Here is a 13,930-nt window from a genome sequence, read left to right on the forward strand (position 1 = left end):
ACTCAAAACTAATTCATCGATTTAAAATTAAGGAAGAAAAAGAAAAAAATTAAAATGATGAATTCAGAATCCTTGGCTAAAACAAAAAGATCCCCTAATAAAAAAACATTGGTTCAAGATACCTATAAATCCATTCCTCAAATTAAATTTGATTATTCTTTAACAGGTAAAAATGCAACAAAAGCAATAGAGTTAGGGCTTGCTGAAGCAGATTGGTATCAAAGTCCAATAGATCGTAAAACCATGCGTAAATTATTGGTTAGAAAAGATGGTCCGGCCATTAGGGATACATTGCTTCTTCTTTTTATTTTAATAACTACAGCAATTAGTACAATTATCTTTTGGGGAACCTGGTGGAGTGTGATTCCTTATCTTATTTATGCCGTTTTTTATGCAACAAGTTCTGACTCTAGATGGCATGAATGTAGTCATGGAACTGCTTTTAAAACCGATTGGATGAACAATGTTGTTTATGAAGTAGCTTCTTTTATGGTTATGCGAGAATCTGTAGTTTGGAGATGGAGTCATACAAGACACCATAGTGACACTATTATTGTTGGTAGAGACCCAGAAATTCAAATTCCTCGTCCACCAGACATCAAAGGTCTTATCCTTTCTATTTTTAATATTGGTGGATATCAATCTTATTTTCCTAGTTTAATTAGACATGCATTTGGCAAAATTTTAGATGCAGAAAAAACATATATCCCAAAAACAGAATTTAAAAGCATTATTAGAAATGCAAGAATTTACCTTTTTATTTATATAGGCATCATTACTTTGGCAATCATTATACAATCTTGGATTCCTATATTCTTATTTGTTTTTCCTCATTTTTTTGGAACCTGGCTTATGATTGTTCACAATACAACACAACATGCTGGTTTGGCAGAAAATGTTTTGGATCATCGTTTGAATTGTAGAACCGTTTATATGAATCCTATTAGTAGGTTTATTTATTGGAATATGAACTATCATATAGAACACCATATGTTTCCACTGGTTCCCTATCATGCGCTCCCCAAACTACACGAGCTTATAAAAGATGATTGCCCTCCTGTTTACACTTCTATTTATGCTGCATGGAGCGAAATTATACCCACTATTATAAAACAAGTAAAAGAACCTTCTTTTTATGTAAAAAGAAAATTACCTAAAGCAAAAAAAAGAAACACCGAAGGCATTGTAAAATCTAATTTAGTACCCGATGAAGAAGGTTGGTTAGCTGTTTGTTTAAGTAGCGATCTTGGTAATGAAGATATTATTAGATTAGATCATCTAAAAAAAACCTATGCACTATTTAGAAATAAAGCTGGTAAATTATACGCTACAGATGGTATCTGTACACATGGTAATACCCACTTAAGTGAGGGTTTCATTAAAGGGGAAATCATAGAATGTCCAAAACACAATGGGCGTTTTAATATGGAAGATGGAACCCCTGCACGTGCACCTATTTGTCAAGGTTTGGCTACCTATCCTATAGAAACTCGAGGTAACAAAATTTGGCTTAATATAGAAAGAGCAGGAGGAGATGGTGCTCAAAAGAAAAAGAATTATGATTTGCAGGTTATAAGCAATCAAAATGTTTCAACATTTATAAAAGAACTTGTACTTAAACCTATAAAAACTGATGAAAAAATAGCGTTTATTCCTGGAGATTATATGCAAATCAAAATCCCAGAATACAAGGAAATACAGTTTAATGAATTTGACATACCAGAACCTTACGCGTCTGTTTGGAAACACCAAAATATATTTGATTTAAATAGTAGTAATTCAGAATTAGAAAGATTTAATAATTATTCTTTAGCAAATAATGGACAAAAAGAAGAGGTTGTAAAGTTTAATATTAGAATTGCCACACCTCCAGCAGGACAAGATTGTGCACCAGGAATAGGTTCTAGTTATCTTTTTAGTTTAAAACCAGGAGACCAAATTTCAGCCATTGGAAGTTTTGGAGATTTTCATATAAAACCTTCTCATAAAGAAATGGTTTACATAGGTGGTGGTGCAGGAATGGCCCCTATACGTGCCCATATTGCTCATCTATTTGAAAATGAATTGACACATCGAAAAGTTAGTTTTTGGTACGGAGCACGTTCTAAACAAGAAATATTTTATGATGCTTATTTTAAAGAAATTGCAAAAATGCATCCTAATTTTAATTTTGAAATAGCACTTTCTAATCCGCTTGAAAATGATTATTGGAACGGTAGTACAGGGTTTATTCATCAAGTTGTACTTGAAAATTATTTACAAGATCATCCAAATCCAAAAGCCATAGAATTTTATCTATGTGGGCCGCCAATGATGATAAAGGCATGTTCTAAAATGCTAAGTGAGTTAGGAGTTTCAAACAATCAAATAGCATTTGATGAATTTTAATTAAAAAATTAAAATGAAAAATATAAATGAAATTTGGGGGCTTTATGACCAAATGCGTCCACAACAAATAGAAGCTATTCAAAAAAAAACTCCGATTGCTTATTTGCCTTGGGGAGCCATTGAATATCATGGAAATCACAATCCGACAGGACTAGATAGTATTAAAGCTCTGAATTTATGTATTGATTTAGCAAAAGAAAAAGGCGGACTTGTGTTTCCTGTAGTTCATTTGGCTGCAAATTTAATTAAATCATACCCAGGTGTTGATTTCCCTAAACATTCTATTGAATTTTCAGAAAAACTAATCCGAAATATTTGCGAAGAATATTTAGAACAATTGGTTCAGCAAGATTTTAAAATTATAGTGTTGTTATCGGGACATGCAGGTGAACCGCACCAAAACATCTTAAAAAGTGTTGCCAAAGAATTCAATAAAAAATATCCAGACAACTATTTTTGGGCATTTGCAGAATTTGACATTTTGCCTGATGACTTATTAGTAGCCAACCATTCTGCCCTTGGAGAAACATCTTTGCAATTGTATTATGCACCTACCACTGTAGATTTGGATTCTTTACCAAAAGATAGAGAAATTTGTTTAGAATTAGATGCCGTTTCTGGTAAAGACCCAAGATTAGCAACCAAAGAATTTGGCGAAAAAATAGTAAAAACATATTTAAAAAATGCTTCTATAAAATTAGAAGAATTAATTCAAATATATATATGAAGTATAGAAAATTAGGAAGAACCGGCCTAGAAATTAGTGAAATTAGTTTAGGCACTTGGGCATTTGGTAACAAGGTTTATGGTGGTGTTGAAGAAAAAGAAGGAATTAATACGATTCATGCTGGTATTGATATGGGCGTAAATATTTTTGATACGGCTCCGCAATATGGTACAGCAGAACAAGATGGAGTTGCCGAAATTGTATTAGGAAAAGCTTTAAAAGGGAAACGTGATAAAGTGCATATTTCTACAAAGTTTGGTAGAAATCCAACGATTAAAAATGGTGCTTCACAATTTTATCAATCGAGAGTAGTGGATTCTGTCAACGAAAGTTTAAAACGATTACAAACCGATTATATTGATGTTCTTTTCTTTCATTCACCATTTTCTCCTGATGAAATTAGTGAGGATGTTTGGAGAGGAATAGAGCAAGTAAAAGCGCAAGGAAAAGTACGTTTTGTAGGGCATTCTATTTCTATGTTTCATCAAACCAAAGATATGGCGCGTCAATGGGCAAAAGAAGACAAGATTGATATTGTACAAGTAGTTTTAAGTTTAATGAACAGAGAATCGCAACAATTAATAGAAGAATTACAAGAATATCCTATTGGCGTTTTTGGAAGAGAATGTTTAGCAAATGGTTTTTTATCAGGAGCAATTGATAAAAATACCGTTTTTACAGAAGGTACTCTAAACGCAAGATATAGTAGAGAAGAAATTGCCGAACGAGTTGACCAAGTAGAAGCTTTTAAATTTTTACTTAGAGATGATGTTACAAATATGCCACAAGCAGCTTTACGATGGGTTTTAGATCAAAAAGGAGTTTCAACAGTATTGTCTGGAGCTAAAAATATTAACGAGTTAAAAGGAGCTATTTCTGCATCAGATGCAAAACCTTTTACGGAAGCAGAATTAACTTTAGCAAAAGAATTATTAAAAAAAGATTTTGAAGCCGCTTAAAAATATCATTTTAAAATTTTTATAAAAAAAAACCTCAAAATAAAATATTTTGAGGTTTTTTAGTTTGATAATTAAAAGTTCTATTTATTCTAAATATCTTCTAAAGTAACTGTTAATATAGGAGCCGTTGCAGCAACTTCTCCACTATCATATTGTAAGTGAGCCCAAAGAGGCATATCACTTCTATTAGCATTTATTCTAAGAAAAATAAATTCGCCAGTATTTGCCCCATTAGCATATTGATTGTTCATAAAGGTTGCTAAGGCTTCACCCGAAGAATCATCCATTACGTATTCACCAAGAGGGTCTCCATTTTTAATAAAACCTTGACTAACTCCTGTTGCATTGGCATCTGTATCAAAGTCTCCCAAAAAGAAATCTGTAGCAAACACTTCTGAAGTTGCACGAGCAGTAAGCGCATATACATCATATTCGACAGGAACCCAAGAGTTATTAGCAATTACATTTACTTTTAACACTGCAGATTTAATTTTTTTCCCCGCAGGAATCGTAGGTAAAGCAAATGGCATTACACCAACAACCTGGTCATCTCCTCCAATACCTGCATCAACATGTCCTCCAAATAACTGAGTCCAAGTTGGATCAACAGAACCGCCACTCCAAATTGTAGCATCCCCTAAATCTACATTTACATCAAAAGCAGCATTAGGATCTACTACTTCAACTTTAAAATTCAAATCAGTAGATTCTAGGCTATTGGTTGCAACAATATTAATATCAAATAAACCTAAATCACAACCTCCACAATTAGCATAAGGCTTAAAGGTTATGGTTCCTTTACCAAAACCGTTATCAACAAAATCTGCAAAACGAGGCAAGTTATTAGCTTCTAAGACAATATTTCCTCCTAAAGGATCTATTGCTTCTATTTCTACTTCTAGCTCTGTTCCTTCTGGCATCAATACATCTTCTACAGCTATAAAAACAGGAGCTTGATTTTGAGAATGCGTTGTAATTTGCATGTTTAAAACCCTATGAGTACCAGGATCAGTTAAATTAAAATTCCCTGCCACCATAGACCAATAATCTAAATGTGTAATCTTTCTTCTAAATTTAAAATCCCTTCCAATTTCTACCACACTTCCCCCCTGTTCATTCGCATAGATATCATATGACATGTTCACAGCATCTACATCCATTTTTACATGATATGTTAGACCTGCATGGTAAGTTAAATCATTGTTAGCGGCATAACCCGTATCATTATAAGCATCTATTTTTCCTGATGGTGCTAATCTAACAATACAAGAGTTATCTGAATACGTAGTTGCAATTCCGTCTAAAACACCTACAATTCCATCCATAATATCTTTACTAGGAATCATATCAAACTCTACTGTAAAATTTCCTGTTTGATTCCCTTGAGGAATTAATACCGATTGCCAATCGTTAATTTTACTGGTATACCCATCTATATTTCCTCTAAAGTTAAATACGATTATTTTCTCATAACCAGATGGTCTTGTTGCAATAAAATTAACTTTTTTGGATTCTTCTCTAGTAGGAGCATAAGTAAACTCTAAGCTTTCACTAAGTACTTCACCGGTAGCATCATCTACCCATTTAACTTTTGTATCTTCTTTAGGAGATACTTGTAATTTTATCGTTAATGATTCTCCTATAAGGACATCATATCCTTCCCAAGCAATACCCGATACGTTATCACCTTCTCCCCAGAAATAAACTTTTAAGTCTGAATCTGATAATGTAGGATTACTTAATTGTTCTTCATCACAAGAAGCAATAAAGAGTATTAAAATACCTAAAACACTTGTTATATATTTATTTATTTTCATAATGTTTATTTTATTCTTACAAATCTACTCCTCTGGTTAAACTATTATCCCACCAAACTGGTGCTCCCCAAAAATTAACTCCATTGTCTAAATTAGGTTCAAGATTATCTCTATTGAAATTCATTTCTGTATTAGGATATGGTAATTTTCTTGGAATTAAACCATTTAAAGATTGGTCTGTATAAGCATTGTTTGTAGTTGGTTTTAATTTAGGAAAACCAGATCTTCTCCAATTAGCAAAACCTTCTATTCCGTTGAAAAAGTTATTTACATAATGTTGCATGTTTATTGCTTCCATTTTATTTGGAGTATTGTTCCATAAATTTTCTGCATAAACATCTGTATTCAAATTCAAATTAGGTTCTGCTCCTAATACTTGTACAAGTTCATCAACGTTGGCAAAAATGGCATTTTTATAATGAGTTTTTGCATCTCCCCCAAAATTAGACCATCCTCTTTGGGCTACTTCAGCCAACCAAAGTTCTACTTCAGAATAAGATTGATATATAGATGGTAGATCAATTCTTGTTAAGTTTCTTCTAATTTGAAGTGATTTAAAATACTTATCTATTTGCACAATTTTACCATTTTTTTCTACAAAACGTGGCGACCAAATATCTGAGGGTGCACCTTGAGGAGCTTCCCATAAAAAGTAACCAGGAGCATATCCTTCGATAGCACCATATTTTGCTAAATATTCATCTGTTATTTCTAAACTTGTATCTGTTGAAGATTTTGAATTGTATCTAGACGTAGCATCTTCTTGATAAGCTGCATACATTCCAAACATCATTGACAATCTTGGATCGTTATTGTCTCTTAAATAAGAAACATAAGTTTCACAGGCTACAATTATTTCTTCAGAAAAATTTTGAACTTGTGAAAAACCATTTCCTCTAATTTCATTTGCACCACTTGTACTAACATTAAAATTCCCATGTATCACTGTGGCAGCATCATCAACACTACTCATTACACCTGCGCTAATTGCTAGCAATGCTTCTGATTGTGCTTTCGATTCGTTTACATTTACCAATCTCATTGCATATCTTAATCTTAGTGAATTTGCAAACTTTCTCCATTTGTCTACGTTTCCACTGTAAATTAGATCTCCTTCTAAAGGCATTGAGCTATTTAATTGAGCTGAAGCTTCTTTTAATTCTTTAAAGAAATCGTTATAAATATCTTCTTGCTTATCATAAGCTGGGTGTAAATTGTCTGAATCTGCCTGAGCACCAGCTTCAAAATATGGAATATTACCATAAGAATCTGTTAGCTGAGCAAAAATCATCACTTTTAAAATTCTAGCAACTGCAACATAATTTACAAGTTCTGGAGTTTTTTCTGCTTCTTGTATGGCTAAAATTAAATCATTTATTTCACGATAAGAACTTTTCCACATGTACTCCATATAACTTATATCTAACTTATATGCTTGTCCGTGAGAGACTGTCCATCCATCAGAAATCATCTGTGTGATAGACATGTGATATGCAGCTAAAGAACGCCATTGAGTTTCTCTATCTCCAGAGTAACTAGTTTGTACTTTTGAGATTAATGTTTTTGGGTTTGCTGTTGTTGAAGTAGTAGGATCAACATTTAAATCTTTAAAATCGTCACAGCTTTGAGTAAGTGTCATTAAAAACACAAACAATGCCATTATATATATTCTTTTCTTCATTTTTTAAAATTTTGCAGTTAAGTTAAATCCGTAACTTCTTCTTTGTGGTAAAGAACCATATTCATAACCTTGTCCGTTGCTAATACTATAAGTAGATTCAGGATCTATATTAGGCACATTGGAATGAATAAGCCATAAATTTCTTCCAATAATAGAGAAAGTTAATCCTTTTAAAAACTTAATTTTTTTCATTGCTACATCATCTAAGGTATAAGAAAGAGAAACTTCTCTTAATTTGATGTAAGAAGCATCATAAATAAAAGGTTTGATAATATGAGCATTTGCTACATTACCCCAATAATCTCTAGGATCTACATAAACATCGTTAGCTTTGTATCCACCATTAACAACATCTTCAATTACACCATTAGCTAAGTATCCACCTGTTGCAACCCAGTTACTAGGAAGCACACCTGCATCTTCTCTTGCTGCTTCTGATAGTGCCCATTCTTCTCTTCCTTCTAAAGTACCAATATGTGCACCTTGTTGATATAGTTTTTGATTGGTCATAGATAATATATCTGCTCCCGATTTTATTTGAATTAGAGCTCTTAACTGAAATCCTTTGTATTTTAAAGTATTTGTAATACCTCCGGTAAATTTATATTGTCCATTTCCTAATGAAACTTGTTCGTCAGATCGAAGCGGCAATCCGTTTGCGCCAATTATTGGTGTTCCATCAGCAGTACGTTTAAAGTCATATCCTACAATGTCTCCGTAAGAACCACCTTCATCAGCTGTTATTAAAGAACTAATCCAATCTGCTGTAGCTATAGTTTGTCTTTTAGCATCTTTATGTAATTTTACAATTTTGTTTTCATTTTTCGCAAAATTAAATGTTAAATCCCAGCGTATATCTTCTGTTTTTACGGGTACAATGTTTACCATTACTTCCCATCCTTTATTATTGATTTCACCAGCATTTATACTAGCTGTTTCAAAACCGTTAGAATTTGAAATAGGAATATTCATAATCTCATTAAAAGTAGTTTGATTATAATGTGTAATATCTAATCCTACTCTCCAGTTAAAAAGTTTTGCATCTATACCAAACTCATAACCTTTTGTTCTCGAAGGATTTATATTGGTATAGTAAGTATTTTCATTTACGGTAGAAAAATTAGTTCCGTTAGAAGAATATGGGTAATCGAAGTATGAATTGTTGGCATAAGGACTTGTATCTCCTCCTACCTCTGCATAAGAGGTTCTTAGTTTTAAATAAGGTAAGTTTTTACTTTTTAAGCTTTTTATAGCTTTAGTTAAAACTACGGCTCCAGTTACAGAAGGATAAAAATAACTATTATTCCCTATTTTTAAAGTTGAAGACCAATCTTGCCTTCCAGTAACATCTACAAATAAATAATCTTTATAACCAATATTCGCAAAACCATAAAAAGATCGTACTTCTTTTCTAGGATTATCTCTTCCTACCACAAAATCATTATAATTATTTATAGAAATCAAATCTTCTGACCCTTGATTTTTACCAAGTATGGTTGTAGTTTCATTTTCGAAACTCATAATATTTCCTCCGATACTAGCACCAATTGACCAATTATCATTTAATTCTTTATTTGCAGAAATTAAAAACTCTGTATTGGTTTCTGTAGTTTTAGAATCAATTTGTCTCATTTCACCCCACTCTGCAAGTGGAGTTGTTCTTGGTGAAAAGTTATAATAATCGTAAGTAAAAGTATCTATACCCGATTTAAATTTAAGATCTAACCAATCCGTCATTTTATAATTTAAAGACACATAACCTATTAATCTATTCTTTTTAGATTCATTTTTCATATTATATAAAGAAAAATAAGGATTGATAATTCTTGTTGAAGAATTCCAAAATATATAATCTCCGTTTGCATCTACAGTACTATCTTTTAACCATTCTTGATCAAAATTCCCAGGCAAGCCTAAAAGAGCTAAAGCCGTATTTGCACCAGAAAAACCTAAATAAGGCCTATTATCTACATCTTCTATAGTGTAATTTATTTTTGCATCTATACTTAATTTATCCCACATTTTCATAGACCCTTTTAATGTGAAATTATTTCTATGCAAACCACTATTAGGTACAATATCATCCATACTTACATCAGAAGCAGAAAATCTAAAGTTTGCACCTTGGTTTCCTCCAGAAAATGCCAGTGTATTTTGAATTGTAAATCCTGTTCTAAAAAAAGAATTAATATGGTCATTTTTAAGACCATAATCTCTTACTGTTCCATCAAAAGAAATAAATTCTAAATCCGGATCCATTTTTCCACCCCAACTCCACATTCCTGTAGCATCCCCAATATCTTTGGGAGGTGTTTTTATTCCCTGACCATAAACATGTTGCACATCGTCATATTCTCCGACCACTTGATCGAATGTCACATTGGTAGAGAAGTCTATATTAAATTTTGATTTTTGATTTTCTTTAAAAGATTTCGTTGTAATTAATATAACACCATTACTTCCTCTTGAACCATAAAGTGCAGAAGCTGCAGGTCCTTTTAACACCGACATAGTTTCAATATCATCTGAATTTATAGAAGAGATTCCGTCCCCTAAATCTTGTCCTCCATACTGTCCTGCTTGACCAAAAGTACCATTGTCCATTGGTATTCCGTCAATTACATACAAAGGCTGATTAGAGCCATTAAACTTCGTATTACCACGAATGATAACTTTAGAAGAACCTCCTGCACCAGTATTAGGTTGTGCAATATCTACTCCTGCAACTTTCCCTGACAATGAATTTACAGCATTGATACTTTTAATTTCTGCTAATTCTTTTCCGTCTACTTTAGAAATGGCATATCCTAAAGATTGTTCTTTACGAGAAATCCCTAAGGCTGTTACAACAATTTCTTTAAGCTGCTCTACCGATTCAAGCAACTTTACGTTTATAACATTCTTATCGGCTACTGTAACTTTTTTATCGATATAACCAATATAGCTAAATGAAAGAACATCTCCTTTATTTGCTACAATTGAATAATTACCGTCAAAATCAGTTGTTGTTCCTTTTGTTGTTCCTGAAATTGTAACTGATACTCCTAGAATAGGCTGTTCATCTTCAGATGAAGTAACATTACCTGTTATTTTAATTTCTTGAGCTTGTAAATTAGTTACACTAGCAACTAATAAGAGCCCAAAAAATACAATGAATTTAAAATTTTTTATTCCCATACAAAAAATGAATTTAAAGTTTATACAATTAATTATAAGTTCTTAATAAATGGAGAGAGTTAACTTAAAAAAAAATTGTTTTGCTAAATTATTGTTAATTAATATCCTCAAATATATATAAAAACATGTTTGAATATTGGTATGAAACCCTACTAAAGTTAAGAAAAAGACAAAACTTACAAAGGTTTAAGCAGATAGTATAAATTTATATATTAACAAAAAAAACAGATAAGAAATACAATATCTATATTTTTTTTATCAAATAAATGTCATTTTGATTATTTAATAGCATCCCATTTAATTAGTGCTTCTAAAAAATAGTAGTCGGCATAATTTAAAGGAGCATCATTTTCATTATTTTCATGAAAATTACCAACAGAGTGTTTTAAAATAAAACCACCATTTTCACCTTCCTTTGCTAAATATTTTCCAGAAGAAAGGTTCCTTATAATTATTTCGGAGTATTCTAAATATTGTTTTTTATTTACGGGGTCAAATTTTTGTAAATCGATTAAAGCCGAAGCTACAATAGCTGCAGCCGAGGCATCTCTTGGAATTACTTCTTTGCTTTCAGCATCATAATCCCAATATGGAATATTATCATTAGGAATTTTTTTGTTAGTCATAATAAAAGAAGCAATGTGTTTTGCTTGTTCTAAAAATTCTTTTTTCCCTGTTTCTTTATATGCTTCTGTGTACCCATACAAACCCCAAGCTTGTCCATGAGCCCAAGAAGATTCATCAGCAAAACCTTGAAAATTTACTTTTTTACGAACTTTACCTGTGATATGATCGTAATCAATAATGTGATAACAACTATAATCTTTTCTGTATTGATTTTTGATTGTGGTTATAGCGTGTGAATTTGCAATGTTTAAAAAAGTAGTATCTGCACTGTGTTTTGATGCTTGATATAACAAATTTAAATTCATCATATTATCAATAATTATGGGCATATCCAATCCTTTTCCCTGAATCCAAGGGGCATCTGTATCCCAAGATTGAATTACTTTTGCAATAGGTCTGTAACGTGTGCTTAAAGATTTTGCGGCATCAATAACAGCTTGTTTATAAGTTTCATTTCCTGTTAAACGGTAACCTTGTCCAAATGAATTTTGAATCATAAAACCTACATCATGATTCCATTTTACAAATTGAGCAGAATCTAAAGCTTCTGTAAATTTTTCTGCTTCTGTTTTCCATTTTTTATCTTGAGTATGTTCAAACAAATACCAAAGAGAACCTGGAAAAAAACCACTGGTCCAATCTTGTTTATACGCCATTCTTAAAGTCCCATCTTTGTTTAGACTTCTTGGCTGTAATAACGGGCTTATAGTATCAATTTTTTTTATTAAAAAACGATATTGGTTTTCTGCTAAATTAAACACCCTTTTTATGAGCTCTTGTTTTGTTTCTACGTTATTTTCCTTTTTTATATCTTCTTTTTTACAAGAGGATAGTGTTGTGATTAATAGAAAGGTTACAATTAATTTTATTTTTGAGACCATATTTATACATTTTATTATTTTGATAATTCTCTCCTAGCCTTTAAATCGCCTTCAATTTTATCCATCGTTTTGTTATCTAATTGATAAAAACTCATGATACCAGCCACAATAAAACTACCTGCTGCAGGAATCAAACTCACCATCAAAAGAATACCATAAGCCGCATCAGCTGTTTGTGTTGAATTTGCCTTAAATCCGTAAAATGCCAATATCCAACCAGCAAGTGCAGCCCCAATTGTAAGTCCAAATTTTTGTGCCATTGTTGAAGCAGACATAATTAAACCAGTAGCACGTCTATTGTTTTTCCATTCAGAATAACTTGCCGTATCTGTATACATAGCAAATAAAATAGGTGCTGGTGGACCAGAAGCTAAACTTACAATTATATTAAGAGCAAATATCATTGTAATATTAGATTTATCAACAAAGAAAAACATGGCAGTGAAAAAGCCTGTAATCAATTGAGATACAATTACTACTTTCTTTTTTCCGAATCTATTACAAAGTTTCTCTGTAAATGAAATTGAAATAATTGTTACAATGGTTCCAGAAACCAAGAAAGCACTTACCAAAGATTCATCTTCAATATAATATTTGAAATAATACATAATGGACCCATAACGGATGGCTACATAAGCTAAACTTATAATTCCAACAAATAATAGCACTACCCAAGGCTTGTTACTTACCAAATCTTTAAAATCACTTTTAATATTTGTTTTTTGTTCTTTTGGAGGAGAAACTCGCTCTTTTGTAGAATAAAAAGTGGTTAAAAACATAATGATTGCCATGATACCAAAAACGATCATTGTACCTTGAAACCCTTTCGCTTCATTAATAACTTGTACAGATAATTGTGTGGACGAAATAGCTTTATCAAAATACTGTTCAGGCTTTAAAGCATGAGTTCCAAAACCTTCTTTAAGATATAAAATGTCTGTAGCAGTATCTATTTCATCTTTTTGACTTTCTCTATAAATAGCTACTGTAATATTTTTAGTTAAAGGCTCTTCTTGATCAACAAGATCTGCATTTAAAACTAACTTTGATGCTCCTATTCCGTTTTCAGTTAAAATAATTTCATTATTGATTAATTCAGCAGAAAAAACATCCGTATTGTCTACTCCAATCGTATTTACCAAAGGCAATGTTAAAGCTTGAACAATTAATCCTCCTGTAAACGCAAACATAAATCTGTATTGTGAAAAACTAGCACGTTGAGAAGGGCTTGCAGAAATAACTCCCATCAGTGCAGAGTATGGTATATTAATTGCCGTATACACCATCATCATTAACGTATAGGTTATATAAGCGTATATAATTTTCCCTGTAAGACCTAAATCTGGAGTTGTAAAAGCTAATACACCAAACAAGGCAAACGGCAAAGCAAGCCATAAAATATAAGGACGAAACTTACCCCATTTGCTATTTGTACGATCTGCAATTAGCCCCATTATAGGATCGTTTATGGAATCCCATATTTTTGTAATCAAGAACATCGTTCCAACTACCGCTGGAGGTAATCCAAAAATATCTGTATAAAAATACAACTGAAAAATCATTAATGTTTGCCATACCAAATTTGAAGCGGTATCACCTAAACTAAACCCTATCTTCTCTTTTATTGAAATGTTTTCTTTAAAATCGATGTTTTGTTGTTCTGAACTCATAAT

General features: G+C 32.0%; 8 protein-coding genes. 3 read left to right on the forward strand and 5 right to left on the reverse strand.

Annotated features, from left to right (window positions below):
• Nucleotides 1-57 precede the first annotated feature (57 nt).
• From nqrF to MC378_RS11710, 3 genes are read left to right on the forward strand one after another with little or no spacing between them, the layout of a single operon-like run.
• The gene (nqrF, locus tag MC378_RS11700; protein ID WP_242178941.1) at nucleotides 58-2,388 is read left to right on the forward strand and encodes an NADH:ubiquinone reductase (Na(+)-transporting) subunit F; all 2,331 of its coding nucleotides are present in this window, start codon (nucleotides 58-60) and stop codon (nucleotides 2,386-2,388) included.
• A gap of 13 nt (nucleotides 2,389-2,401) precedes the next feature.
• On the forward strand, nucleotides 2,402-3,115 hold the full coding sequence (locus MC378_RS11705) for a creatininase family protein (protein ID WP_242178942.1): 714 nt from the start codon (nucleotides 2,402-2,404) through the stop codon (nucleotides 3,113-3,115).
• A complete protein-coding gene (locus tag MC378_RS11710) occupies nucleotides 3,112-4,074 on the forward strand; it encodes an aldo/keto reductase (RefSeq protein ID WP_242178943.1) in 963 nt (320 codons plus the stop codon). The genes MC378_RS11705 and MC378_RS11710 overlap by 4 nt, the downstream gene beginning before the upstream one ends.
• Nucleotides 4,075-4,163: 89 nt before the next feature.
• Here MC378_RS11710 and MC378_RS11715 read toward each other — a convergent pair whose 3' ends face one another.
• The 5 genes from MC378_RS11715 to MC378_RS11735 form a co-directional block, all read right to left on the reverse strand.
• Nucleotides 4,164-5,891: a hypothetical protein gene (locus MC378_RS11715; RefSeq protein WP_242178944.1), complete on the reverse strand. Its 1,728-nt coding sequence runs from the start codon at nucleotides 5,889-5,891 to the stop codon at nucleotides 4,164-4,166.
• Nucleotides 5,892-5,907: 16 nt separating this feature from the next.
• A complete protein-coding gene (locus tag MC378_RS11720; protein WP_242178945.1) occupies nucleotides 5,908-7,572 on the reverse strand; it encodes a SusD/RagB family nutrient-binding outer membrane lipoprotein in 1,665 nt (554 codons plus the stop codon).
• 3 nt (nucleotides 7,573-7,575) lie between these two features.
• Nucleotides 7,576-10,749, reverse strand: a complete 3,174-nt coding sequence (locus MC378_RS11725; protein WP_242178946.1) for a SusC/RagA family TonB-linked outer membrane protein — start codon at nucleotides 10,747-10,749, stop codon at nucleotides 7,576-7,578.
• 278 nt (nucleotides 10,750-11,027) lie between these two features.
• Nucleotides 11,028-12,257 (reverse strand): glycoside hydrolase family 88 protein, encoded by a 1,230-nt coding sequence (locus tag MC378_RS11730; RefSeq protein WP_242178947.1) that lies wholly within the window; start codon nucleotides 12,255-12,257, stop codon nucleotides 11,028-11,030.
• Between the two features lie 14 nt (nucleotides 12,258-12,271).
• On the reverse strand, nucleotides 12,272-13,927 hold the full coding sequence (locus tag MC378_RS11735) for an MFS transporter (RefSeq protein WP_242178948.1): 1,656 nt from the start codon (nucleotides 13,925-13,927) through the stop codon (nucleotides 12,272-12,274).
• Nucleotides 13,928-13,930: the final 3 nt, after the last annotated feature.

This window comes from Polaribacter marinus, from assembly GCF_022662535.1.
Classification (GTDB): Bacteria; Bacteroidota; Bacteroidia; order Flavobacteriales; family Flavobacteriaceae; genus Polaribacter; species Polaribacter marinus.